General features: G+C 57.8%; 25 protein-coding genes and 2 pseudogenes. 18 read left to right on the top strand and 9 right to left on the bottom strand.

Features of this window, described 5'->3' with window-relative positions; all coding sequences use genetic code 11:
• Positions 1-18: 18 nt before the first annotated feature.
• From IVB23_RS14955 to IVB23_RS14935, 5 genes are all read left to right on the top strand, one after another.
• A complete protein-coding gene (locus IVB23_RS14955; RefSeq protein WP_247319870.1) occupies positions 19-819 on the top strand; it encodes a gamma-glutamyl-gamma-aminobutyrate hydrolase family protein in 801 nt (266 codons plus the stop codon).
• Complete coding sequence (locus IVB23_RS14950; RefSeq protein ID WP_247319868.1) at positions 816-1778, top strand: DMT family transporter; 963 nt, start codon at positions 816-818, stop codon at positions 1776-1778. The genes IVB23_RS14955 and IVB23_RS14950 overlap by 4 nt, the downstream gene beginning before the upstream one ends.
• Positions 1775-3061, top strand: a complete 1287-nt coding sequence (locus IVB23_RS14945; protein WP_247804017.1) for an ATP-grasp domain-containing protein — start codon at positions 1775-1777, stop codon at positions 3059-3061. Before IVB23_RS14950 ends, IVB23_RS14945 begins: the two co-directional genes overlap by 4 nt.
• A complete protein-coding gene (locus IVB23_RS14940; protein WP_247319864.1) occupies positions 3061-4398 on the top strand; it encodes a glutamine synthetase in 1338 nt (445 codons plus the stop codon). Before IVB23_RS14945 ends, IVB23_RS14940 begins: the two co-directional genes overlap by 1 nt.
• A gap of 218 nt (positions 4399-4616) precedes the next feature.
• Entirely contained in the window at positions 4617-4781 is a 165-nt protein-coding gene (locus tag IVB23_RS14935; protein ID WP_247804016.1) for a hypothetical protein, read from the top strand.
• Between the two features lie 1137 nt (positions 4782-5918).
• On the opposite strand, the gene IVB23_RS14930 is transcribed toward IVB23_RS14935, so the two are convergent.
• On the bottom strand, positions 5919-6080 hold the full coding sequence (locus IVB23_RS14930; protein ID WP_247804015.1) for a hypothetical protein: 162 nt from the start codon (positions 6078-6080) through the stop codon (positions 5919-5921).
• 43 nt (positions 6081-6123) lie between these two features.
• Between IVB23_RS14930 and IVB23_RS14925 the strand changes: the two genes are divergently transcribed.
• The gene (locus IVB23_RS14925; RefSeq protein WP_247804014.1) at positions 6124-6639 is read left to right on the top strand and encodes a hypothetical protein; all 516 of its coding nucleotides are present in this window, start codon (positions 6124-6126) and stop codon (positions 6637-6639) included.
• 81 nt (positions 6640-6720) lie between these two features.
• On the opposite strand, the gene IVB23_RS14920 is transcribed toward IVB23_RS14925, so the two are convergent.
• The 3 genes and pseudogenes from IVB23_RS14920 to IVB23_RS14910 form a co-directional block, all read right to left on the bottom strand.
• Positions 6721-7782, bottom strand: a complete 1062-nt coding sequence (locus IVB23_RS14920) for a pyridoxal-phosphate dependent enzyme (protein WP_247804013.1) — start codon at positions 7780-7782, stop codon at positions 6721-6723.
• Positions 7783-7979: 197 nt separating this feature from the next.
• Positions 7980-8330, bottom strand: a pseudogene (locus tag IVB23_RS14915) (aminodeoxychorismate/anthranilate synthase component II); the annotation flags it as partial.
• A gap of 607 nt (positions 8331-8937) precedes the next feature.
• Positions 8938-9327 carry an ATP-binding protein gene (locus IVB23_RS14910; RefSeq protein ID WP_247313945.1) on the bottom strand — a complete coding sequence of 130 codons (390 nt, stop codon included), beginning with the start codon at positions 9325-9327 and terminating at the stop codon, positions 8938-8940.
• On the opposite strand from IVB23_RS14910, the pseudogene IVB23_RS14905 reads away from it, so the two are divergent.
• Positions 9328-9574, top strand: a pseudogene (locus tag IVB23_RS14905) (transposase domain-containing protein); the annotation flags it as partial.
• A gap of 467 nt (positions 9575-10041) precedes the next feature.
• Here IVB23_RS14905 and IVB23_RS14900 read toward each other — a convergent pair.
• Positions 10042-10737, bottom strand: coding sequence for a nodulation protein NolW (locus IVB23_RS14900; protein WP_247804012.1), 696 nt, complete (start codon positions 10735-10737; stop codon positions 10042-10044).
• A gap of 185 nt (positions 10738-10922) precedes the next feature.
• On the opposite strand from IVB23_RS14900, the gene IVB23_RS14895 reads away from it, so the two are divergent.
• The 11 genes from IVB23_RS14895 to IVB23_RS14845 all read left to right on the top strand — a co-directional run bounded on the left by IVB23_RS14895 (position 10923) and on the right by IVB23_RS14845 (position 19322).
• Complete coding sequence (locus tag IVB23_RS14895) at positions 10923-11402, top strand: nodulation protein NolB (RefSeq protein WP_247313949.1); 480 nt, start codon at positions 10923-10925, stop codon at positions 11400-11402.
• A gap of 9 nt (positions 11403-11411) precedes the next feature.
• Positions 11412-12278 (top strand): type III secretion inner membrane ring lipoprotein SctJ, encoded by an 867-nt coding sequence (sctJ, locus tag IVB23_RS14890; RefSeq protein ID WP_247804011.1) that lies wholly within the window; start codon positions 11412-11414, stop codon positions 12276-12278.
• A 13-nt stretch (positions 12279-12291) separates the two neighbouring features.
• Positions 12292-12924 carry a nodulation protein NolU gene (locus IVB23_RS14885; protein ID WP_247804010.1) on the top strand — a complete coding sequence of 211 codons (633 nt, stop codon included), beginning with the start codon at positions 12292-12294 and terminating at the stop codon, positions 12922-12924.
• The gene (gene sctL, locus IVB23_RS14880; protein WP_247313955.1) at positions 12921-13541 is read left to right on the top strand and encodes a type III secretion system stator protein SctL; all 621 of its coding nucleotides are present in this window, start codon (positions 12921-12923) and stop codon (positions 13539-13541) included. Before IVB23_RS14885 ends, sctL begins: the two co-directional genes overlap by 4 nt.
• A gap of 89 nt (positions 13542-13630) precedes the next feature.
• Positions 13631-14899: a type III secretion system ATPase SctN gene (gene sctN / locus IVB23_RS14875; protein ID WP_276578594.1), complete on the top strand. Its 1269-nt coding sequence runs from the start codon at positions 13631-13633 to the stop codon at positions 14897-14899.
• Complete coding sequence (locus tag IVB23_RS14870; RefSeq protein ID WP_247313957.1) at positions 14875-15408, top strand: hypothetical protein; 534 nt, start codon at positions 14875-14877, stop codon at positions 15406-15408. Before sctN ends, IVB23_RS14870 begins: the two co-directional genes overlap by 25 nt.
• 233 nt (positions 15409-15641) lie before the next feature.
• A complete protein-coding gene (gene sctQ, locus IVB23_RS14865; protein WP_346659146.1) occupies positions 15642-16520 on the top strand; it encodes a type III secretion system cytoplasmic ring protein SctQ in 879 nt (292 codons plus the stop codon).
• Positions 16513-17178: a type III secretion system export apparatus subunit SctR gene (sctR, locus tag IVB23_RS14860; protein ID WP_247313961.1), complete on the top strand. Its 666-nt coding sequence runs from the start codon at positions 16513-16515 to the stop codon at positions 17176-17178. The genes sctQ and sctR overlap by 8 nt, the downstream gene beginning before the upstream one ends.
• Before the next feature lie 2 nt (positions 17179-17180).
• Complete coding sequence (locus IVB23_RS14855) at positions 17181-17456, top strand: flagellar biosynthetic protein FliQ (protein WP_247313963.1); 276 nt, start codon at positions 17181-17183, stop codon at positions 17454-17456.
• A 10-nt stretch (positions 17457-17466) separates the two neighbouring features.
• Positions 17467-18288, top strand: coding sequence for a type III secretion system export apparatus subunit SctT (gene sctT, locus IVB23_RS14850; protein ID WP_247804009.1), 822 nt, complete (start codon positions 17467-17469; stop codon positions 18286-18288).
• Complete coding sequence (locus IVB23_RS14845) at positions 18285-19322, top strand: EscU/YscU/HrcU family type III secretion system export apparatus switch protein (RefSeq protein ID WP_247313967.1); 1038 nt, start codon at positions 18285-18287, stop codon at positions 19320-19322. The genes sctT and IVB23_RS14845 overlap by 4 nt, the downstream gene beginning before the upstream one ends.
• Before the next feature lie 43 nt (positions 19323-19365).
• On the opposite strand, the gene IVB23_RS14840 is transcribed toward IVB23_RS14845, so the two are convergent.
• The 4 genes from IVB23_RS14840 to IVB23_RS14825 all read right to left on the bottom strand — a co-directional run bounded on the left by IVB23_RS14840 (position 19366) and on the right by IVB23_RS14825 (position 22640).
• Entirely contained in the window at positions 19366-20028 is a 663-nt protein-coding gene (locus IVB23_RS14840) for a CpaD family pilus assembly lipoprotein (protein ID WP_247313969.1), read from the bottom strand.
• Positions 20029-20039: 11 nt separating this feature from the next.
• On the bottom strand, positions 20040-21461 hold the full coding sequence (locus IVB23_RS14835) for a type II and III secretion system protein family protein (RefSeq protein WP_247314021.1): 1422 nt from the start codon (positions 21459-21461) through the stop codon (positions 20040-20042).
• Positions 21462-21534: 73 nt separating this feature from the next.
• Positions 21535-22224, bottom strand: coding sequence for a response regulator transcription factor (locus IVB23_RS14830; RefSeq protein ID WP_247314022.1), 690 nt, complete (start codon positions 22222-22224; stop codon positions 21535-21537).
• A gap of 257 nt (positions 22225-22481) precedes the next feature.
• A complete protein-coding gene (locus tag IVB23_RS14825; protein WP_247313971.1) occupies positions 22482-22640 on the bottom strand; it encodes a hypothetical protein in 159 nt (52 codons plus the stop codon).
• Between the last annotated feature and the right edge of the window lie 774 nt (positions 22641-23414).

Here is a 23414-nt window from a genome sequence, read left to right as displayed (position 1 = left end):
ACAGAGTCGGTCCGAGCCGTGGTGGGCGTGACCTCAAACCGCCTTTTGGCCGATGGCGTGCACCGCGACTGGTTGCGGCGCAAATATGTTCAAGCCCTCGTTCGCTATGCGGGCGTGGCTTGCGCGATATTGCCAACGATCGATGCTGACGATGCGGAAGGCGACAGTGATCTGTCGATCATGGGCAGGCTCGACGGTCTGATTTTGACGGGCGATGAATCGAATATCGATCCTGCCATCTTCAGTTGGTCCGCTTCGCGCAGACTGAAACCGACAGGCCACGCGGACGTTCAAGCTGGCGTGAGGGATCGTCCTCGTGACAGGCTGTCCGCGGGCGCCGTCGAGAAGGCGGTTGCCCTTGGGATGCCGATACTTGGCATCTGCCGTGGGCTTCAGGAGCTTAACGTCTATTTTGGCGGCACGCTTCACCCGTCGTTGTCCGAATGGAGGCTGGAAAGCGGACAGATGCACGCTGAGAAGGCGGGGCTGCCGAGGGATCGCCAGTACGATATAGCGCACAGCGTGAAATTATGTCCTGACGGCGTTCTCCTTCCTATCGCGGGCGCGATCGAAGCGCACGTTAACTCCTTGCACAATCAAGGCATAGAACGGCTTGCGGCTGCGCTGAAACCGGAAGCCTGGGCGTCCGACGGTCTGATCGAAGCGGCTTCTGTAATAGGCGCGCCGACGCTGCAGATCGGCGTGCAGTGGCACCCCGAATGGCACGTCGAAACTGATACCCTGAGCAAGCAACTTTTCAATGCATTTGGAGAGGCGTGTGTCACGTATCGCCTAAGAAGTGATAGGGGCATACTGTGAAGTTTCGATCGAAATGCGGCCCTTTGGGATTGAAAGAAGGAGAGCCTCTTGACAGGCCGAGCAGAGAATTCGCGGCAGGAGTGCTCTTTATTGCCCTCTACGTTGTCGTTAGCGCGGCAGGTGAAGTCTTTGCGGCATCATATTTTCAGCAAGCAAACGTGTGGGTCACTCTCCTGTTCTCCTTTGGTATCGTAAGTTTGACGTTCAACATTTTGGCTCGCCGCGAAAGCATTGGAGCGAAGGTTACGAAGTCGTCGTTTCTGGCTTTTGTGTCGCTCAATTGCGTTACTGCGATAAGCTGGGTCGGCTTGTTTATCGGACTGAAGTACGCCGAGCCTGCTATCGTTGTCACGTTTATGGTCGCATTGGGACCTACAGCGACAGCATGGTTGAACGCACTGATCAGGAGACAGGGGCGTCCTCCGAAATCAGATATCGCAGTGAGCGTTCTAATTGCGGCTGTTGGTATTTACATGGTCTGGATCGCGGCAAGCGGCAACGCTGGGATCGAATGGGGGTCTCGATCATCCTTTGGTATCTTCCTGGCAATCGCAGCTGGGCTGTCGCTTTCGCTTACCAATATCCTTGTGAAACTGCTGTTCGACCGTGGATTATCTGGTCGACAAGTGCTGGCCCATCGCTTCTATGGAGCAATCCTCTTGCTGCTGGCACTGAGCGATCCTTCCTCCATCTTACCAGAGATCTCACAGCATTGGCTCGCGATCATAATGATTGCACTCTCGACGATCATTGTTCCCTTGCTCCTTGTGCAGGAGGGCATTCGCCGCGTAGAGCCATTTACGGCAAACATGGTCTTGTCCACGGCACCTGTCATTACGTTTCTTTTCCAGTATTTCGATTCTCGTATCGTGCCTTCTTTATATACGTTTGTTGGAAACGTTCTCATCACGGCTGTCGCCGTGGCTAACGTCTACTTGCAGTATCGGAGATCGGCATGAAGGAACGGAATTGTGTCATTGTCGACGCATACTCGACAGGCCGATACCTCCCGGAAGAGTTCAAGCGCTACGGAATTAGGACCGTGCATGCGATGTCGAATGCACGGATCCCACCAATCTTCCAATCGCACTTTAACATCGACATCTATGATGAAGTCATTCGGCCGGACGAGTGCATGACTAAGGAGGAGATCGTTGAATTTCATTTGGAGGCTCTCCAAGGTAGGGAGTTGGAATTCATCATAGCGGGTTGCGAGTCAGGAGTTGAACTGGCCGATTCCTTGTCCGAGCGGCTCGGACTACCTTCAAATGGAACCGCGTTGTCCGCTGCAAGACGTGACAAATCGCGCTTGGCTGACGCTTTGACCTCTGCCGGAGTGCGATCGATCAGACAAGTTGTATCCGACGATGCGGAGGACGTCATAAATTGGATGCGTCAACAGCGCTACGACGAAATCGTGATCAAGCCCTTGAACAGCGCAGGTACGGAGGACGTGTTCTTTTGCGCGACCGAGGCTGATGTTCGCAGAGCTGTGCATGTTATTGTCGGCAAGGCGAATTGCCTCGGAGCGATGAATCGTTTTGTTCTTGGCCAGGAGAAGATAAACGGCAAACAATACACCGTAAACGCGGTCTCGATCAACGGAGAAACCTTCGTCACGGAGGTGTGGACTTATGACACCGTTGCCATCAAGGGCGCGGCATCGGTCTGCGCGCTCGAGCAGTTGCTGGGTGGTGAGGAACCAGTTGTTCAAGAGCTGTCCGACTACTTGGTGCCGGCGCTAAGGGCGCTTGAGATCGTCAACGGACCTGCTCATGCCGAAATTATCGTCGATCATAAGGGGCCGGTTCTGGTGGATCTTGGAGCGAGGCTTCAGGGGACAATGTCGGCAAAAGCCCGGACTATGGCTTTGGGTCACAATCATATAACACTGACGGCGTGGCGCTACGCAGATCCCATCGGTTTTACTGATCATATGAGACGACGCGGGCCTTACACGCGGCTGGCGCACGCATTGTGCGTCTCACTCATCTCCAATATGGACGGTGTTGTTGGCGGTTATCCCGGACTGGACGCAATCCGCAAGCTGCCCAGCTTCGCAGATTCGATAGCTTTTGTTCCGATAGGTCAAAACCTGGTCCCGACGACCGACTTAGCTTCGACGCCGGGTATTGTGTATCTCGTGAGCAACAACTTGACTGAGCTTGATGAGGATTATCGCAATCTGCGAGCAATGCGTATGGACGAGGTATTCGGATTGACGGCGCAGGGTCAGAAGTGATGGCAAGCGAAATACAGGTTGCAGGCGCGAACGAGGCGCGTAAGGCATTGATCGGAGTATGCGACTTTGACGGCATTCTTCGCGGCAAGCACGTATTGGCTGACGATGTCTCGGACGAAGGCTGGATAATAAAGTTCTCCGAAGCCGTGCTCGGCTGGGATTGTTCGGACCGAGTGATACCTGCCAATTTCGGGCAAGAGCCGCCATCGATATTCGGAGACGCCAACCTGCGTGTTCTGTCAGGCACAGCGCGTCCGGTGTCTAACCGTCATGATCGGTATCTTTACCTCGCAGAGTTTGCAGGTGGCCATGAGAGCATCTGCCCGCGTGGTGTTTTGCGGAAGGTCTTACGAAGAGCTGCTGACCATGGATACAGTTGCGCTGCTGGATTTGAGTTCGAGTTTATGCTGTTTAATGAGAGCGCGGAGACAATTGAGAAAAAGCCTTATGATCAATGGGTCCCCCTGACGAGGGGCCCTTTTGGCTATTCAGCAGCGCGCACCCTTGCCAGTAATGAGCTATTCGAAGAGATTCTGGCGCTTTGTGAGAATGCTAGGTTGCCGCTCAGCGGGCTCCACTTTGAAACCGGCCCTGGGGCGATTGAGGCATCGCTTCGTCATTGTGATGCCCTGGAGGCTTCGGATCGAGCAGTCGTATTCAAGTCGATGTTGAAATCCTGGGCTCAGAAGCGGGGTATGATGGCAACGTTTATGGCAAAGGTTTCGGAGAATTGGCCGGGACAGTCGGGACATATTCACATTTCAATGTCGTCAAATGGTCAAAATGCATTTTACGAAGGCGAGGCAAGCCGCAACATCTCAAGAACTATGAGCCAATTCCTCGGCGGACAGCTGAAATATATGAACGACTTTTGTGTACTCGCTGCGCCCAACGTGAACAGCTATAAGAGGCTGCGGCCAGGCTACTGGGCTCCAACCTGTCCTAGCTGGGGAGTTGACAATCGTTCGTGTGCGGTGCGGGTCATTCCGGGAGACAAGTCTGCACACCGCCTCGAGTACAGATTGAGTGGCGCAGATGTGAACCCCTATCTCGCTCTCGCATGTGCTATCGGCTCCGGTATTCTGGGGATTGAAGAGAATGCTGTGTTGGCAGCTCCAATTGTTGGTGATGCAAGCGAGGAAAAACATCCTCCGTTCGAACGGCTTCCCCAAAACTTATCTGAGGCCACATCCCGGTTTGAACAATCTCCAAAGGCGATGGACGTTTTTGGCGAAAGGTTTGTTGAAGCGTTCTCCCGTTCCCGGCGATGGGAGTGGGAAGCCGTTCAACATCGAGTCTCCGACTGTGAACGCCAGCGGTACTTCGAAGCTATTTAGCAGGTACGCCGGTCGTCCGTCCGAACGGCGGTTCATGTTGGGGCTATCATGTGAGACGCGAGTGAGGCTGGCACTGTGGTTGAATGCTATCGCGAGCTAGCGAGGAGTTCGTAGCATTCGAGCGTCGCCATTACTATGACGGCGCATGACCCACTTTGGCCGGATGTCCGGGTCGAGTGCTTTGAAAGAGGCGCGCTTCGCGCGACGGATCCACAACGGTGAAAAAGCGGCTGTTGTCACAAAACAGAACCGATTTGGCCGAGCGCGGTACTGCCTGTCCAGGTCATTTTTATCTATCCAATGGTGCGAGAACAGAAGTAAATCGCCTCACCGGAGAGCGTAAGGATGATTGGAAGAAAGCGACGACAGAAGATCTCGCGTGAGCACGAGGCCTAGGAGGCCGCTTGTCAATCGGCGTTGGATCGGGAGCCTTATCGGCATCCATGCCGAAACACACACACACAGCATAAGCGGTTCGCCGCCGTTCTGCGTGGGCATTATGGCTACTATGGCAGGCCGCACGATTATCCAGCGCTCAACGGCTTCTACCGCGAAGTACGTCGGACCTGGCTGCGTTGTCTGAGACGGCGGAGCCAGAAAAGTCGGCGCATGGGCTGGTCCGAGTTCGACACCCTGACGGCAGCTTCCGTCTGCTCGTTCCACGCATCACTCGCACTTGGGCACAGGCGCGGATATGACGCGGGTTACCCCCGGGAAGAGCCGGGTGCGGGAAAGCCGCCCGCCCGGATCTGTGAGGGCAAAGCCGAATGGCCGAGCTACTCGACCACGATCATAAGACTAGGGCACGTTGACTGGCGGCAGGGACGCGGTCAGCCGCGGCACAAAACCATCTTGGTGCCGGCCGCGTGCTGCCAACACTATTATAAGCGCCACAAAAACGATCAGAAGTCCACGCATTCCGACGAATTCCCCGCCAACTCCATCGCAATTATGAAACGGCTGACACCTGATGCGCTTGCTCTAAGCTCGCCGCGAAATTGCCGCCGCGTTCAATGCAGGCTGTTAGGCTTGCAAAGTCGAAAAGATAAGCCCACTCAGTCGTCAAAAATCAATATTCCTTGTATTTCCGAGTAAGTCTGCGAACTGTCGGGTGGTCAGCTTGAAAAATGCACCGCGTGCGTATGATGTCCTTGTGGCGGTAAGACGTGGCCCGCTGCGATGCCGATCTCGCGATGCCAGCCCATGCACCGGTAAATTCCGGCGTAGGGAGCCGTGGCTCCTGGCCCATGATCCTGGTCAAATGGCTCGCTGTTAGACTCGCGCAGATAACGCCCGTTCTTATAGATCGCGATTCGTCATCTCTCAATCGGCTAGCTTAACTTTGCCTAAAGCCATCCATTCGGGCGCAGAGTTGATCTGAAAAGCTAGCTGAGCCCGCCTTCTGGCCTTCTGCGAGCGTGCTTGTTTATCTTTCGACAATGCGCCCCGCAGATTGCCGCCAGTGCGGAGGAGCCCGCGCCATCGCGAGAGCTATGGCCGCGATCGTATCGTGCGTTTTTTCATTGCCTGTGCAGCGTTAATGCGCCGAGTGCCTGTTGGCGCGGTAAAACATCGATTCGTTGAACGAGTAGAGTCGTGTTGGACGCTGAAGCGGCATGATCTTTCCCGATATCTTTCTGCGCATGACCAATTACTTTCGCATGGACGCTCTTGACCGTCATCTACTATCGCGGCAACGAGAGCCATTATAGATCGAGAGAAAGAATGATGGATGTGATTGATCAAGCGAACGGTTCGGAGTTGCCGCCCGTCTTGCAGAAGTCATCAAGACGCCTGCCGTGGGTTTTTGGATTTGTCGCCGTCTTCATCGGGCTATGCGTTGGGGGTGCATTTTACTGGCCCCATATCGACCGAATGATCGAGGCGTCAGCGGCACGTGAAGTCGTCCCAATGCCGGCGTTGTCACCTGAAGACAAGGCGGCCCTTTCGGAGATTCGGTCGGGGCAACAGGAGGTGAGCGAGGAGATTTCAGCGCTTAACCGCAACATCGATGCGCAGCAAGCCGATTTGAAACGGATGTTAGATCAAATCGCAGCCCTGACCTCAAGAATTGAGTCTCTGCAGAACATTGCTGCGCCTCTTCCTGCAGATATTCGTCCGCCAGCAGCCCAGGCCGCTTCAAAGCCGACTACAAGAGCCACTCGCCCGCCTAAACCAGAAGGGCCGGTTTCCGTCGGGGGCGCGCCGCTGGTTCCCGAGCCGGAGACGGACCGCCGATGATCCAATCATGAAGCCTCGAGCCTGCCAGACATGGCGTCACTGAGAGGAAGCAAGTCGAACTAGGAGCGAAGATCGCGGTGCTCACGTTCGGTCCTCCCAGGCGCGTTCGGTGAGGAGGACGAGAATGCGGCTCGACCGGTCGAGTCCGAGATCGCTTGTATGGCTCGGGTCTGCTAGGGCAGCCATGGCACCCGCCAGGCCCGCTGCACCGGACGGCGTGGTGGCGAGGCCATCATGGGCGGAGAGTACGCGAACAGCATCCACTAATTCCGCCTCGGGCACGGTGATGGCCCGAGCGCCGTGACGCCTGAGCACCGCAACGGCGGGCGCACTCGCCTGGCCGCAGGAGAGCATCTCCGCGGATGTTCGGAGATCGCCCATCACCCGAATCGGGCGACCGGCCGCGAGCGCGGGCGCAAGACACGCGGCGGTTTCCGGCTCGACCGTCACGATGCATCCCGGAGGTGCCAGCCAGCCCGAGAGGCCCTCGGCGATGGCAGCGGCGAGTCCGCCGACACCAGCTTGTATAAAGACGTGTGTCGGACGCCCATGGCCGGCGAAATCCACCTGATCGCGGATTTCCGCCGCCGTGACGCCGTATCCCGCCATGACGTCGCAAACGATGGGGTCGTTCGGATCGTCGGTCGTGTCGGCGACAAGAATGCCGCCGCCTTGGCAGGCCGCGGCTGCGGCCGCATCAACTGCATTGTCGTAGGTGCCCGGCACCCACACGATCGCGGCACCCTGATTCTCGATGCGGCGCGCGCGCGCGTTCGGCACGCCCTCGTGCAGGAACACGCGGGCGGGCGCCCCGGCAAAGCGCGCGGCGGCAGCTACCGCGAGCCCGTGATTACCGTCACTGGCGCAGACCAGGGTCGGCTGCCCCTTAGGTCGGGCCGCGAGAAGGTCGGCCACCTGCATGCGCGAGGCCCGGGCGAGCGCGCGCAACCCGGCATAGGTGCCACCAAGCGACTTGAAGCTGCCGAGCATGCGGCGGCCCTCGTCTTTCGCTAGCACCTGCGCCACTCCGAGCCGCTCCGCCAGCGCCGGAAGGTTCAGGAGTGGCGTCGGCGCGTATGCGGGATCGAGGCCGCCAAGCTCGGCTGCGATCTCATTGACTGGTGAAGAAGAGGTGCTGTTCATGCGTTGATCTTGCCCGCTACAGGTGACGGCTGCTGCCGGAGCGTTGCACAGCAACTGTTTCCGCCGATCATAACCAGCTGTACCTGCGAGCACCACCCTCGACGACTTCGATCGCGCGCTTCTCGCGGAGGCCCTTTTCGTGCTCGCGTCCGCCTCCGCAAGTTTAAATTGCGCATCTGCGCAATGATCTGGGAGTTTTATCGGCAGGAAGTCTCTGCGAGCCGTAAGAAGTCTGTGAGCAGCACGTGCCATCGTTGCGTAAGTATGGATTCGGGGTGAAACGGCAGGCCGTAAGTTGGTTTATAACGATGTGCGAGAGCCATGACCTCGCCCTCTTCCGAACGCGCTGTCACCATGAGATCCCGCGAGCAGACCTCGTCGAACTCGACGACAAGAGAATGGTAGCGGCCGACGCAAAGTGGGGACGGGAGTCCTGTGAAGCGCCCCCGGCCGTCATGGGTAATATGCGAGGCCCGTCCATGCAGACCTGCGCGCACGACGCGTCCGCCGAAAACGCTCCAAATACACTGATGTCCGAGGCAGATGCCGGCGGTTCAAGGTCTGCCAATTCCTCTAAGTCCTCCAGAGGGAATGGCAGAGCGTTTTTGATGTCGGTAATGGATTGGATATTAGCTTCACGCAACATTTCGAAGCCGCGCCGAATGAGGTGAGGCGATTCGTTTTCCACTTTGCCGTCAATGGTTCACCTTTGCGCCATCGGCGCCGTGCGTAATTCATCCATAAGCGCTTGGCCGAAAAATCATCCAAGATGTCGAGCGACTTGCAGCGCATTATCATTGCACCGACCGAAACGCCCCATCTCTCCTTAAGACTGAGCATGCCCATCCAATGTTGGGGCGTATAGCTCGTCTAGGAAGTCACGCTCAGGAAGCAGCATAAAGCTTGCAAACTGGTCAGCATGCTTCTCCAAGATCTTATAAGTCGTGCGGTTGTTTAGATGCTCTTGTGTCACCTTCCGATGAAGTAAAACGTGTGCGAGTTCATGCAGTGCATCAAAGCGCTGTCTCGATGCGCTCGCCTTGTCTCGTGATAACATAATGAAGGGAATGCCAAACCGGTCAGACCATTGCGAAAAAGAATCCACCTTTTCCGCGCGAACGTGAATACAAGAAACAAGAATCCGCTTTCTTCAATCTACGTCATCTCCGGCGTAGCCAGCAACGTCTCGCGCTCGTCCTCAAGCTCGCGGACAGCGACCAGGCGTTCGTTCCAGCGCCGCTCCAGCTCGCCGGCAACAAGGCGATTGTTCGGATCGACAGCCTCGTATCGCCGACGAGCGCGAGTTGCCTCGTAGCGGGCCTGCTCCAGAGTCAACTCGAGCTGACGCAGCTTGTCGGCGTGTTCACGCCCGCGCGCTTCCATGGCTGCCAGCGCCGCCTGTACACCCAGCGGCTGCAGCCGCGCGATGACCTCCGCGCTGATCGCGCGATCCGCGCGCAGACCGCCGAATGAGATGCACGGATCTCCACCAGGGTTGGCGGCAATGATAGCGCCCGACAGTACTGTGCGTGCCGCTGTAGGCACGTCGACGATGGCAGGATCCGCTTGACCAACAATTGTGCTGAGGCATCGTCTTGGGAAGGCGCAACTGGACCTTCGCCGGCAGCCAGGTGGCGCTGACCGTGCCGCCATCATGCTGACGATGATCACGACCTGTCGCCTCAACGAAGTCGATCCCAAGGCCTGGCTCGCCGGCGTTCTCGCCCCTATCGCTGATCATCCCGCATCACGTCTGCACGAACTGCTGCCCTGGGAATGGAAGCTCCCGCGCCAAGCCGCAGCCCGCCAGATCAGCAGGTCGCCTGCCCTTCACCAACGCTATCATAGAGCTCGCCATGCCGCGCACATCGTCAATGAGGTCTTCGTCGTATGCGTACACCGCAGGTGCAGATCTCACTGCATCACTTCATGGATGTGAATGGTTGCCCGAGGCCTCTCATCGGAAGGGGGCCGCACTTCTTGGCTTGGACCAAATCCGGCCGGAGCATCGCGCTGCCGGTGCAACGACACTTAAGCCTAGGCGCATGGCACGGACGGCGACCGGCCATCCCCATACTGGAACACAAGGTGGTGCAACGGCAATTCTTGTGGGTCTGGAGTCGATTTACGAGACGCACGTCTCGCATGCCTGTACGGCGTCTGATCGGGACGATCGGTCCAGGCTCCCTGCACGACCCGCGCAACGGACTCATTGAGGAGCGCGGCTAACAGGAATTCGAAAACAAGCTCGTCTCAGTATCATCTTGGGGCCGGCCCTCGCGCAGGCAAGGCACCCTCCTGGCGCGGCATGTCTGAAGAGTACGGGCCTTCAGTTCGCCCATCCCGAACGACCGTCGCGGAGGTGCCGCGATATAACATCAGCACAGATTCCCGGGACGGCATCTCGACGGAGCGAGGTCGCGCCTGCGCCTCCGCCACAAGACCATTGAGCGTCTGATCCACGAGTGCGATGAAGCGTGGTGGACCGGACGCAAGGACTAGGCCATCTCCCGGAGCTGATCTCATGATGTAGCGTTCGTCGGAAATGGCGAGCGCATCGAGGGTTGCCTTGAGCGCGTCGCAGCTGATTGAAGTTAGGAGAAGCAGACGAGTTTGCGCTTCCTTTGCGGTAGAGACGTAAAGCACGAGCCCATCGTAATACCATTGAAGATTGTAGAGCTGAGTCAGATGGTCAAGGAACTCGCGCGGTGGCAGGTCCGGCATGTGCCCGCGAATCCGACCCTTCACCTCGGCGCTGATGGCGACTTTAATATTGAGGTTGTTGCCGAATTCCTGCAGGGCGGCAGAAAGCTCCTGATCCAGAACCGTATACCGGTAAGGGGTCGAGGGCAGCGACAGGGGAGCGCCGCGCGCGATCTGTATTCCGCCGGAAACGAAAACGGCGACACACAGAACTCCGTTCAAAACGTGCGGGATTATGGATCGGACGAGCATTCTTGGTTCTCTTTGACTTAAACTAACAGGAGTACGTTTGGTACGTGAACGCGAAACGTGATCTTTAGATGACGATGTGCGGGCGAACTCGTCAGCTTGTCGTCAGCTGGCCTGTCTAGGACATTAAGCCGCTAATCGGCTTGAACGGCTGGTCGTATCACATCTCGATGAGAGCGAGTCTTTCCATGATGATGTTAGGCGCTGCGCCGATTTCTCACAATCTAGAAGGCCTGTCCAAGGCCTGTTCGGCAACAGTGGTCGACGAGCAGGTCCAATTTCAGCAGAGTCTCTTGCAGGCGGCTTCGGTTCAAGACCTTGCGCCTCCAGTAACGGAAGCGGCGGCCGTTCCGCCGACTTCCGAGCTATCGCGTGCAACAACACAGGCGAGCCCGCTGGGCGATCGCATCCTCCAGAATCTTTCTGCGATGTATCCGGTCAATGCAGTTCCAAAAGGTGCGGAGACCGGGCCGGCGTCGGGGCCCCTTTTGCTGCAACCGGGCAAAGCGGAAGCAGGTGTGCCGGGCGCCCCCAGTGGCGCGGGTGACTTCGAGGCGATGTTGGCGAATCTGAAGGGTGTTTCTGACAGCGTCATCCAGGTAACACTCATTTCAAATGGCATCGGTAGCCTCGGTTCATCTCTGAACAAGCTGATATCGGCGGGCTGAGTGGGGCGAATGATTGGTTTAATCTATCGCGAAAGCGGTGAGGCGCGCCCATTCCGCAAGCGGCTTCAACTTCTGGCTCTGCTGCCGCTCCTGCTTGCCCTGGTTGGTTGCAAAGCCGATCTCTACACGAAAGTTCAAGAGCGTGAGGCCAATGAGATGCTTGCGGTCCTCCTCAAGAACGGGGTCGATGCGCTCCGCGTTGCTGCTAAGGACGGGACTATCACGATCCAGGTCGAGCAGACTCAGATTGCTTCCGCAATCGACCTGCTGAATGGCGAAGGGTTGCCGCGCCACGCTTTCAAGAGTCTCGGCGAAGTGTTCAGCGCGGCGGGTCTGATTGCTTCGCCAATCGAGGAGCGCGCCCGTTACGTCTATGCGCTGAGCGAGGAATTATCTCGCACGATCAGTGATATCGATGGTGTCATCTCGGCGCGCGTCCACGTTGTTCTGCCAAAGAACGACCTGTTGCGACGTGACACCACGCCATCTTCGGCGTCGGTTTTCATCCGGCATGACTCGAGGGCAAATCTCTCAATCTTGCTGCCGCAGATTAAAATGCTCGTCGCCAACAGCATCGAGGGCTTATCCTATGACAAGGTGGCTGTTGTTTTCGTCTCAGTCGAGCGGCCCGCACTAGAGCCGCGACCGGCGGCTGCGGCTGGTTTCGCCCAAGCATCTGGAGTCATTTCAACGCCATTGGTTGCGGTTGGCATGGGTCTCGGCGGGTCTGTATTCGGCGTGCTATCCTGCGTCTTGCTGAGCGCTCGTGGGCGTCAGCGCAGGCAATCATCTCAGAAAGTTAGCGCTGTTGGTGGGCGCTCGGGTGTCTCTGCTATCGAGATGATTCGCAAAGCGACTAAGCCTAATGCGGCGTAGTGTGGTATCCGACATGACGAGACCGAATCCGTCTGCCGAGCGGCATGATCTGCTGAAATTAGCCTCTGTAGGTATTCGTAAGCTTGCTGCCACGATTCATCCGACCCGCCTTGCCGCGCGACTTGACGCGAACCTCTCGGCCGCGACGTTGGTGCGACTGCAGAAGAGTCCTAGGCTGCAGATAAGACTGCCAGCGTTGCTGCTTGAAGATGAAATGGGCTTGAACGGAAGTGACTTCGGGCCAGACCTTCTCCTCGGGCATGATCCGAGCAGGGCTGCCCTGCTCGCCGGCGGCATTTGGCATGCCCGTTCGCTGACAAGGCTGATTTCAAAGCACGATGTCGCCGTTCTGGTCGAGCGCGTCGGCACCGAGGTGCAGGCTTTCGGGATCCGACATGCAGCGCATGCGGTTTCGACCAGATTAATTGCTGATCCTCAACAACTCGCGCTAGAGATTGAAGACGATGGACATGCCTGCCTCGGCGCTTGGCTCGATGAAGCGCCAACGCTTGATTGCCGCCGCGTGCGTCTACGCCTAGCTGTCGGAACGGCCGCCGACAATCCTGCGACTGAACACCGCGATGCCGCGGGTCAATTGTTTTCGCCGGTGTTGGCCCAATTGGCGAGGGAGGCCCCAGCGGGATGACAGCCGACGAAACTGCGCCGCCCGTCGCTCCGCACATCCGCCCGCTTGGGCCACTCATAGCGGCGAGGGATCTCGAGATTTGGCAGAGCGCCCTCGAGGCGCGTGCCGTAGCCGAGCGCAATCTGAAGCGGGTTCGCGGCTGGGCGCGCAGAGCTTATCAGAAGGAGCGTGCGCGCGGCCATGCCGAGGGGGTGAGGGCCGGCGCCGAGGAAATGGCACAGCTGGTCGCGCAGGCTGCCTCGGAAGTGGCACGACGAAGGGTCCGTTTGGAGCAGGAACTGTCAGCGCTCGTGATGGACATCGTAACTGATCTATTGGGCGATTTCGATCCCGGCGAGATGTTGGTGAGGACGGTTCGTCACACGATTTCGCACAGATATGGCGGGGCGAAACTGTCCCTTCATGCGTCCCCCATGGATGCTGATGTGCTTACGCGCGAATTTGCTGCCTGCGACGGACGGGAGGACCGGCCGGCGGTCCGAATTATTCCGGATCCGGCGCTGTCAGCGAACGAATGCGTGCTGTGGAGCGAATTTGGCAATATCCATCTCGGACTTGACGCGCAGCTCCGCGCACTGCGTTTGGGCTTTGGGTTGGATCATGAGGCAGGCGAATAGTGACGGCGCCGAGACCAGACCATAGCTGTCCTGATGGAGATGGGACTCTGCACGCGGCGCTGGCTCGTCTGCGAACTACGGCAAGGCATGTGGACACGCGTGTCGTACGCGGGCGGATCACGCGGGCGATCGGCACGTTGATCCATGCAGTTTTGCCGGATGCTCGTATTGGAGAAGTTTGTGTGCTCAAGGATCCGCGCACGGGATGGTCGCTTGAGGCCGAGGTGATCGGTCTCTTGCAGGACGGCGTGTTGCTGACGCCGATCGGTGACCTGCAAGGCATGTCCGGCCGCGCAGAAGTCGTTGCCACTGGCCGAATGCACGAAGTGCCGGTCGGCCCCAATTTGCTTGGCCGGGTGATCGACAGCTTCGGCCGTCCCCTCGATGGCAAGGGCGCAGTCAAAGCTGTGGAGACGCGTCCGCTGCGCGGCAAAGCGCCAAATCCAATGACGAGGTGCATCATCGATCGCCCTCTGCCGCTCGGTGTTCGCGCCTTGGATGGTCTTCTGACATGCGGCGAAGGCCAGCGCATCGGCATTTATGGAGAGCCTGGTGGCGGCAAGTCGACGTTATTGTCGCAGATCGTAAAAGGCGCGGTCGCTGACGTGACCGTGGTTGCGCTGATAGGCGAGCGTGGACGCGAAGTGCGTGAATTCATCGAACGGCATCTCGGGGAGACAGCCCTCCGCCGCACGGTCGTCGTCGTTGAGACCTCCGATCGCTCAGCGACGGAGCGGGCGCAATGTGCTTATACGGCAACCGCGCTCGCCGAATATTTTCGCGAACAAGGGCTGCGCGTCGTTCTGATGATGGATTCATTGACGCGATTTAGCCGCGCTATGCGCGAGATCGGGCTTGCTGCCGGTGAGCCACCGACCCGCCGGGGCTTTCCTCCCTCTGTCTTTGCAATGTTGCCAGGTTTGCTGGAGCGCGCTGGTATGAGTGAGCGTGGCTCAATCACGGCCTTCTATACCGTGCTTGTGGAAGGTGACGGCACGGGCGATCCAATCGCCGAGGAAACGCGTGGCATTCTCGATGGTCATATCGTTCTTTCACGCTCTCTCGCGGCGCGGGCGCATTTCCCCGCCATCGATGTACTGTCGAGCCGCAGCCGCGTCATGGATGCCGTCGTATCTGCACCGCATCGCAAGGCAGCATCCCTCTTCCGTGATCTTATCTCCCGTCATGCAGAGGCCGAATTTTTGATCAAGGTTGGCGAATACAAGCAAGGCAGCGATCCGCTGACGGACCGAGCTGTCGCTTCGATCGATGATCTGCGCGAGTTTTTACGCCAAGGTGAAAACGATGCGTCCACTTTTGAGGAAACCGTCACATGGATGTGCCGTCTGACCGCATGAGTTGCATACACGTTTCGAGCTTGCGGCAAGTGAAGGATATGCGCGAGCGTAGTGCTCGTAGTGAGTTGTCCAATATGGAAGCCAAGCGTCATATCGCGACCTTGGCCGCGGAGCACGCATGGCAGGAACTTGCAATTGCTGAAAAGCATCATACAGAGGCCCAGGCGGAGGTTTACCAACAATTGATGTCGGTCGGTACCTTGTCCGTCGTTGAGCTCGATCATTGCCAGCTCACCCTTGAGAGGCTCGCGATTGAGATCACCTCGAAACGCCGCACACTTGAGGAGGCGCGTATCGCTCAAAAGCAGGCCGAGACAGCGGCATCCGAGAGGCGTGCGCACTGGGCGAAGCGTTCCGCAGCGACTCATAAATGGCGACAGATCGAGACCGACGTCCGGCGTGCGGCCGATACCCATTCGGAAATAACAGCCGAGCTAGAGGCTGATGATGAAGTCTTGCTTCGCCATGGGAGGGGTTTGCCCGCGCCGGTGGCGGGCGGTTCAATTTGATGACCGCTAGTCCAGTTGGGAAGCAAATGCGCTGCCCTGTACAGCCGCCTCCTGCAACTCGCGCGGACGCATACGTGAGGTACGAGCCGGGCCAGAGTCTAACGCAGAGTCTCGTCTCGTGGCTCAACAGAAACGTGCGGCCCTCCGCCTCTTTGCGGAGTAATCTTTGTGACAAGCCGCTATCGGTGCGACTGGAACGAGTTGTGTGGCAGGGGGAGCCTCCGGCTCTGTCGATGCTCGATTGCGCTTGGGGCCTCGGCGATGATGCGCTCGTGTTGTCGATGCCGCATGCGCTTGCCGAGGCCTTGATCTCGACAGTACAGAGTGGCCTAGTTCTACTTTCCGAGCCAAGTCGTTCGCTGGTTCTCGAACTTGCACTTGAACCGTTGCTCGCGCGCCTGGAGACTGAGACAGAGCAGCAACTGCGGCTCCTTCATGTTGGAAAGGCCGAGAAGAACGGGCCTTATATCGAACTCGACATCATCTACGGTCCGGTCAGTGGCAAAGGTCGCCTATTTCTTTTCTCGCCTCTTGATGGACCGATACCGCCGGCGTTCCGCGCCTTAGGCGAGCTGCTCGGCCAATTGCCGCGACAGTTGTGTGAGGTCTCCGCACAGTTACCCGTTACAGTTGCAGGAGAGATCGGTTCCCTCCGGGCGTCAGCCTCGCTTCTTCGCAAAACGCGTAAGGGCGACGCTTTGTTGCCGGATGTAATGCCATTCGCCCGCGGTCAGATCATCCTCACTGCGGGCCGGTTATGGACCGCGGCAGATGTCACTGGCAACCGCCTGATTCTGCACGGACCGTTTCGCTTGCGGCCGCGCCCTCTGGAGTATGCGCATATGACGACACTACCCGGTTCACAGCAGCCGCCTTCGGAAGCCGATCTCGACGATATTGAGATTTCGCTTGTCTTCGAATGCGGCCGCTGGCCCATCACGCTGGGAGCCTTGAGAAGCATCAGCGAAGGATATGTATTCGAACTTGGCCGGCCGGTCGATGGCCCGGTCGATATCCTTGCAAACGGCGTACGTATCGGCAGTGGTGACATAGTACGTATTGGGGACGAGCTCGGCGTTAGACTGCGTGGCGGGTTAGCGGGCAATGACTAACATTGAACCAGCAATACTGCCGCTTCTTGCGGTCACGGCCGCGCTCGGCTTGTTGGTCTTCGCTGTCGTCACGACCACGGCGTTCGTAAAGGTATCTGTCGTTCTCTTCCTCGTTCGCAATGCGCTTGGGACCCAGTCGATTCCACCGAACATCGTTCTATACGGCGCAGCATTGATGCTCACCGCCTTCACGAGCGCCCCCGTCTTTGAGCAGAGCTACAATCGAGTCGCCGATCTTCAGCTCCGCTATCAAACGCTCGAGGATTGGGTAGCCGCTGCGAAAGAGGGGCAGGAGCCGCTGCGAGGCTATCTCAAGAACTTCACCAATGAAGAACAGCGAGGCTTCTTCCTGTCCTCGACCGAACGTGTCTGGCCGGAAGAGATGCGCGGCAGAGCCACAGCCGATGATTTTGTCATTCTCGTCCCATCTTTTCTAATCTCAGAACTCAAGCGTGCCTTCGAAATCGGGTTTTTACTATACCTTCCGTTTATCACTATCGATCTGATCGTAACGACCATTCTGATGGCCATGGGCATGTCAATGGTGTCTCCGACAGTGATCTCAGTTCCTTTCAAACTATTTCTATTCGTGGCGATTGACGGCTGGTCGCGGCTTATGCACGGGCTAGTGCTGAGCTATACAACACCTGGAGGGTGAGCATGGATGAGGCCACTATTCTCCCTTATATGAGCCGATCACTGGTGCTTTTCATGACCTGGGTTCTGCCTCCGCTCATTGCAGCGGCGGTCGCCGAAACCGTCATCGGCATCATCCAGGCGGCAACGCAGATCCAGGATCAGACATTGCCACTGACTGTGAAGCTTTTGGTCATTGTTGGGATTATAGCTTTGTTTTCTCCGGTGCTCAGCGTCCCGCTCATCGAACAAGCCAAGCAGATCTTCACTGATTTTCCCGCGCTCACGACGGGCTACTAGCAGCGCCGGCATGTATGATCTGTCAACCACTGGCACGCAAAGTCTGATCCAGGCGACCATCGAACTCGTCGTTGCTGCCAGCCTTGGTGCGGCCCGCCCCGTGGGCATTATGCTGGTGCTTCCCGTATTTACGCGTCCGCAGATCGGGGGCCTGATCCGCGGTTGCCTGGCCGTTGCGCTCGAACTACCATACTTGGCGCACATCGCCGATCGCCTGAAGGAGCTAGATCCGGACACCCGTCTGCTCAAGATCCCGCTACTCGGTCTTAAGGAGACGTGTGTCGGCCTGCTGATCGGCGCCCTGCTCAGTATTCCCCTCTGGAGTCTTCAGGCCGTCGGCGAGTTCATCGACGCGCAAAGGGGCATCAGCAGCGTGGTCACTCCCGCCGATCCCGCGACACGCAGTCAGGCTTCGGCGACGGGACTGCTTATCGGTACCACCGCGATCACCATCTTCGTCGTATCGGGCGGCCTGCAAACCATGATCAGCGGACTTTACGGCAGCTATCTGGTTTGGCCGGCTTATCAGCTTGGACCCACGCTGAGCATGCAAGGGACACTGGAGTTGTGGGGCGTGCTCGACAGCATCATACGTACCGCCGTCCTGGTCTCTGGACCGGTGGTAGCTTTCCTCTTGCTGGCCGACATATCAGCGCTCCTGCTCGGGCGCTTTGCGCCGCAATTCAACCCGCGGGACCTATCTTTGACGATCAAGAATATAGGCTTTGCGATCGTCATGGTCACTTATACGATCTATCTCATCGAATACATGCAATCCGAAATCATTCAGTCGAGCCGAGAGCTGGAGAGGCTTGAAAGGAAACTGAAGTGAGCGACACGAGCGAAGAGAAAACGCTCGCCCCCACTGAAAAGAAGCTAAGCGATTCGCGCAAGAAAGGCGTGGTTCCGCATAGCACGGATCTAGTCAGGGCCTTCAGCGCTTGCGCCGGTCTCGGCTATCTCTGGATAGAAGCGAGTTCCATCTACGACAAATGTCGTGAAGCGCTCATGCTGGCTGACAAGCTGCTTGATAAGCCGTTCAATATTGCGGTCGATCTTGCGCTCGGCGTCTTGCCCGAACTTGCACTGAGAATTGTTGGCCCGCTTCTTGGGAGTATGGTCACCTGCGCAATTCTGACGACGGTCCTGGCCAATGGTGGATTAGTGTTCTCCTCGGAGCCGATGACGCCGAAATTCGAGAACATTGATCCCATCAACGGACTGAAGCGCATCGCTTCTTTGCGTTCCCTCATCGAGCTTGGCAAGACCTTGTTCAAGGTCTTCTGCCTCGGCGCGATCTTTCTCCTCGTCGTTGTCGGCGCGTGGAAGACACTGGTCTATCTGCCGGTTTGCGGCACGGGCTGCTTCGAGTTCGTGTTCATTCAAGTGAAACTGTTGATCGGGATTGCAAGTGGTGCATTTCTGATCGGCGGATTGGTCGATCTCCTCGTCCAGCGCTGGTTGTTTTTGCGCGGCATGCGCATGACTAAGAGCGATATGAAGCGCGAGGACAAGGAGCAGCAAGGCAGTCCGGAGGTGAAACGCGAACACCGACGCCTTCGGCGGGAGCAGGCGAGCGAGTCTCCACTCGGCGTGCGTCGCGCGACATTGATCTTGACTGGACGCGAGCTGCTGGTCGGGGTACGCTACATCCGTGGCGAAACGGGCGTCCCGGTCCTGGTTTGCCGCGGCGATGGCGAGGCGGCTTCACGGCTCTTTGATGAAGCGAGGCGCCTTCGTCTCAGTATCGTCGATGATCACGTCCTGGTCCGTGAGCTAATCCGCAACACTAGCCTTGGCAATTCCATTCCTGTCCAGTATTTCGAGGCTGTCGCAAAAGCTCTCCTTGCCGCCGGCCAAGTCTAGTTCGTGTTGTGAATGAGGTCGCATCGAATGACTGATGTTCTCGCTATCGAGACGGCTGCACGGTCTGGGTGCCGGCAGACGTGGGATCTGATAGCTGCTTGTTGTTAGCTATACCCAAGCTGCTGTTATTGCCGGTCGCGAAGGCTTTGTATGTGGCAACGGGAATGGCCGCGCGATTGCCATCACTCGGCACAACGGCCTGATTGTCAATCAAGTCGCGCGGATCGTTGACCATGCCCGCCAAGTTGTTGCGGATCGAGCAGCCAAGCGTCGGATCGAAAGAATTGTCGTTCACGGAAGGGCCGACGATCGCAATCGACGGACAAACGGGAGGGTGCGCCTCGTACGTAATCGCCTCGATTCGGGCGGCAGAGCCATCACGCCTATCGATGAATGGACCGTACAGGCGGATGTTGTGAGCGTCGACGCCCACTGCGCGGGCCTCAGCTGCTATCTGCGCCCCGAGCCGACGTGAGCCGACGATATCAAGATGGAGCGCGTCATACCGACCGCGACTGGTACTCGCTATGAAATAACGCAGACGCTGCCGTTCGGGCCCTCCAAGGGTCTGTAACAGTAAGACGTTCTTCTCCTGTTCAACCAGGATCGCTTGCGCGGTCGGTTCGAGGTAAGTCGGCGCGGTGCTTGCGCAGCCACCTAGACTGGCCGTCAGACAGATGAGGGGACGCACGAATCGTAATCTCATTGGTCGAATCCTCATTCGATGATGTGGCCGGTGCCCCTTATCGCGCCTGGTACGCTTATCGGGGGAGCACTGCGAACAGGCGAGCGCGTTGCCAATGTGTTCGTCAGACTGCGCGCGAGGTCTGAGGGCGGAGCGATGCGGTCGGTGGGCGCACTCATCTGCTTCGAGTTCGATCGTGGCCGCACGACGTAAGGCGTGACGATGATCACGAGTTCCGTCTCCTCCTGTTGAAATGACGATGAGCGAAATAGCGCACCAAGAATCGGAACGTCGCCGAGCCAAGGGAAAGTCGTGATCTCAGTGCTGAAGTTGCGCCGGATAAGCCCACCAATTGCAAAGCTCTGGCCGCTGGCGAGCTCGACAACCGTGTTTGCACGCCGGGTGGAGAGAGCCGGCACGGAGATGCCGTTGATGTTGACAGCACCTTGTGACGATAGTTCGCTGACTTCAGGCTTCACGCGGATATTGATCTGATTGTTACTGAGAACGGTCGGCACAAACTCCAGGCTGACGCCGAAGTGACGGAACTCGACAGAGACCTGCCGATTGTCCTGCAACACCGGAATGGGAAATTCGCCGCCGGCGAGGAAGCTGGCGGATTCGCCTGACATTGCGGTGAGGTTCGGTTCAGCAAGTACGGAAGCGAGGCGCTCGTGAGCCAGTGCATCGAGCATTGCGCTGACGTTCACATGGCCAGTGTTGACCCCCATCTTCGCCGTACCGCCGCCCTGCGCCGCGCCGTATCCACCACCACTGCCACTGACCAAGCCGAGAGTGAAAGGGCCAGCTTGACCGGAAGCGGAGAGGTTGACGCCGAGCTCCTTCATGGCGCTCCGGGAGACCTCCGCCACCCGCACGCTCAGATTCACCTGCAATGACCCCGCCACCTGAATCTTGTTGACGACGAGCGCACCAGACCCAAGAAACTGCTCGGTCACTTTCATCGCTATATCGACGATCTCCGCATTGGGCGCCGTACCGCTAAGGATGGCCCCGCGCGGGGTGTAGCTTACCTGGATGGGATAGTCGCCGACCTGGGCTTTCAGCGTGGCGCGCAGATCCTCGATCGGCTGGGTGACGACAACACGCAGCTCAGCGAGAGCCTCCCCGGCCTCGTTCAGTGCGAACAAGGTGGTCCGCCCGGATTTTTTGCCGAAAACAAAGATGGTCCTGTTCGAAGGTGCCTGATAGTCCGCGACCGTAGGATCTGCGACAAAGATGCTCGCGGCTGGCGCTGGCAGGTGAATCGTCTTACCTAGCGAAGAGGAAAGGGTCAGCGTTGCGCTAATGCCGTCGGCAGCCGTACGCTGCGGCCCACCTCCATCATCCCGCTTGATCTGAGCTACGGCCGCAGCCGGGAATAGCAGGATGACCACGCACAAAAGCTGCCAAAGACAAGGAAGAAAGGTGGACGAAAGGCCGTTGGCGGCGATCGATCCTCGAGTGACGCCGGCATGCTTGTCAAGAATGATGCTCAAGATGGTCTTTTCTTTCAAGTTCAATTAACTACGCGGTCGATGCCGCGCCTTTCAATTCAAGGACGTAGCCGATCCCGCGCGCGGTTTTGATCCGTAGGGTCGCACCGGACCGACTCAAATGACCGCGCAAACGATAGATTCCGACCTCAAGCGCATTGGTTGAGACCTCGTCGTCAAATGCATAGAGGCTATCTTCCAATGACGCGCGAGCCACGGTGCGGCCGGCGCGGCTGAGCAGATGTTCGAGAATGCACACCTCGCGGCGGGCAATCTTCAGCGGTCGACCATTGACCGATGCTTGCCGACCGATCGAATCGAATCGTAGATTGCCAAAGGTAACGATGGGGGCCGTCATTTGCGTTGATCGGCGCAGAGTAGCGCGCATCCGTGCGATGAGTTCATCAGTAGATACGGGCTTGGGCAGGAAGTCGTCCGCACCGCCATTAAATAGCGCTATCCGCCTACCGAGCTCGTTGAAGTTACTCATCATCACGGCAGGCATCGAATGTCCGTCACGTCTCAACTGCTTCAGCCAATCCAAGCCGTCTCCATCCGGTAGAACCAACTCGAGCAAGAGAATGTCATAGCTGGCGCAACAAAAAGCGGCGGCCGCCTCGTCCAGGGTGCACGCTACGTCAACGGCAAAACCGCAATCGGAGAGCGCATCTTGTACAACGCGCGCTGGGTCCGTCTCATGATCAACGAGTAGCGTTCGCATTCCACGACCTCCTATCAAGTCACCCAAGACAACCACCACGTCACGTTCGAGCATGACCACTCCCGAGCGGAATTGAACAGTCCGGCCTCCGCGTAAGCGTTGGAATCCGGAATAGACGAAGAGCAGCGGTACTGGCGAATCGCATACTGGATCGGGATTCCATTGTAAGCTCGACTGGCGTTGTTCACTGTCTCACGTGGCGCGCATGCATCTTGGTGACGTCGAATGTGCTCTTGCCACCGGGACATAGGTGGCAATCAATCAAATGCATCGATAGGCGGGCAGCACCCGCTCAGCGCCGGAACAATCCCGGCAGTTGTCGCCGACATCGTGAAGTCGAGATGATTGCCGAGAACACATTGATTGGTGAAATCGATGGTTTGGATCCATGCATTCACATGGCCGATCAGTGACAATGCCGTTCCATGGTCTGGACCTAAATCTCCTCATCACGATCGATGCTTCCGATGGCGAGCGCAGCCGCACGGCCGCAGGTTTGATGGGCGAGTAGCGATGATATGCGATTTGCATCGCGGCCCTCAATTTGCAAAGCCTCACACGCCGGCAGGCGTTCCGTGCTTGAGCAACGAACTTCCTCATTCGGCCAAAAAGGTGAGCCTCCTTCGTGCTCCGATCACCGGAGCGACAGTGATGGCCAAGCGCGGCTACGCTCAGCTGGAGAACGCCATAACGAGGCCGTCCTGCCGCGCCTTCCTATTTTTGACTTTTATAAAATCACCGAGACGCTGTGGAAAGAACTGCTCAACGGCCGGACAATCCAAAGACGGGGGATGACATGAACTTGGCCGCACCGGGCAAAACCGTGCCTACAATCCGATCGCGGTGTCCATGATCACGTACTCATCGCAGCTTTGCCGACAGCAAACCTACGATGTTGCGTGATGCACGGCGCTTTCACTACCCGGCGGCACATGAAGTGTGAAATCAATTCTTTGGATAGATTGCATTCACACCCTGGATAGTGACAACACGTCTGAGGTCTGTGTCTCAGTCTCCTAGTCGCACCTGATGCTCTGATGACCGAACGCAATCTGTCGCTGGCAGCTCTGGTGGGGTGAGCGATGATTTTGGTGATTTGCATGACGGCGTCTTCCTGCAAGGCTCACATTGGGCACCGACTCTTCTGGAGGTGCCGTCCGGAAAGTGGTTGGAATTTAGAGTGGCGCATT

It is taken from the genome of Bradyrhizobium sp. 191 (genome assembly GCF_023100985.1).
Classification (GTDB): domain Bacteria; phylum Pseudomonadota; class Alphaproteobacteria; order Rhizobiales; family Xanthobacteraceae; genus Bradyrhizobium; species Bradyrhizobium diversitatis.
Note: the sequence above shows the minus strand (reverse complement) of the source record. Positions and strands in the feature narration are given on the sequence as shown.

What these genes read in the sequence shown, in the direction of transcription:
- IVB23_RS14900 (WP_247804012.1), bottom strand. Translation starts at nt 10,737, where the DNA reads ATGCTCGTCCGATCCATAATCCCGCACGTTTTGAACGGAGTTCTGTGT.
- IVB23_RS14940 (WP_247319864.1), top strand. Translation starts at nt 3,061, where the DNA reads ATGGCAAGCGAAATACAGGTTGCAGGCGCGAACGAGGCGCGTAAGGCA.
- IVB23_RS14930 (WP_247804015.1), bottom strand. Translation starts at nt 6,080, where the DNA reads ATGACGGTCAAGAGCGTCCATGCGAAAGTAATTGGTCATGCGCAGAAA.
- sctT (WP_247804009.1), top strand. Translation starts at nt 17,467, where the DNA reads ATGTATGATCTGTCAACCACTGGCACGCAAAGTCTGATCCAGGCGACC.
- IVB23_RS14830 (WP_247314022.1), bottom strand. Translation starts at nt 22,224, where the DNA reads ATGCGAACGCTACTCGTTGATCATGAGACGGACCCAGCGCGCGTTGTA.
- IVB23_RS14925 (WP_247804014.1), top strand. Translation starts at nt 6,124, where the DNA reads ATGATGGATGTGATTGATCAAGCGAACGGTTCGGAGTTGCCGCCCGTC.
- IVB23_RS14945 (WP_247804017.1), top strand. Translation starts at nt 1,775, where the DNA reads ATGAAGGAACGGAATTGTGTCATTGTCGACGCATACTCGACAGGCCGA.
- IVB23_RS14855 (WP_247313963.1), top strand. Translation starts at nt 17,181, where the DNA reads ATGGATGAGGCCACTATTCTCCCTTATATGAGCCGATCACTGGTGCTT.
- IVB23_RS14885 (WP_247804010.1), top strand. Translation starts at nt 12,292, where the DNA reads ATGACGAGACCGAATCCGTCTGCCGAGCGGCATGATCTGCTGAAATTA.
- IVB23_RS14870 (WP_247313957.1), top strand. Translation starts at nt 14,875, where the DNA reads ATGGATGTGCCGTCTGACCGCATGAGTTGCATACACGTTTCGAGCTTG.
- IVB23_RS14840 (WP_247313969.1), bottom strand. Translation starts at nt 20,028, where the DNA reads ATGAGATTACGATTCGTGCGTCCCCTCATCTGTCTGACGGCCAGTCTA.
- sctJ (WP_247804011.1), top strand. Translation starts at nt 11,412, where the DNA reads ATGATTGGTTTAATCTATCGCGAAAGCGGTGAGGCGCGCCCATTCCGC.
- IVB23_RS14920 (WP_247804013.1), bottom strand. Translation starts at nt 7,782, where the DNA reads ATGAACAGCACCTCTTCTTCACCAGTCAATGAGATCGCAGCCGAGCTT.
- IVB23_RS14895 (WP_247313949.1), top strand. Translation starts at nt 10,923, where the DNA reads ATGATGATGTTAGGCGCTGCGCCGATTTCTCACAATCTAGAAGGCCTG.
- sctQ (WP_346659146.1), top strand. Translation starts at nt 15,642, where the DNA reads ATGCTCGATTGCGCTTGGGGCCTCGGCGATGATGCGCTCGTGTTGTCG.
- sctL (WP_247313955.1), top strand. Translation starts at nt 12,921, where the DNA reads ATGACAGCCGACGAAACTGCGCCGCCCGTCGCTCCGCACATCCGCCCG.
- sctR (WP_247313961.1), top strand. Translation starts at nt 16,513, where the DNA reads ATGACTAACATTGAACCAGCAATACTGCCGCTTCTTGCGGTCACGGCC.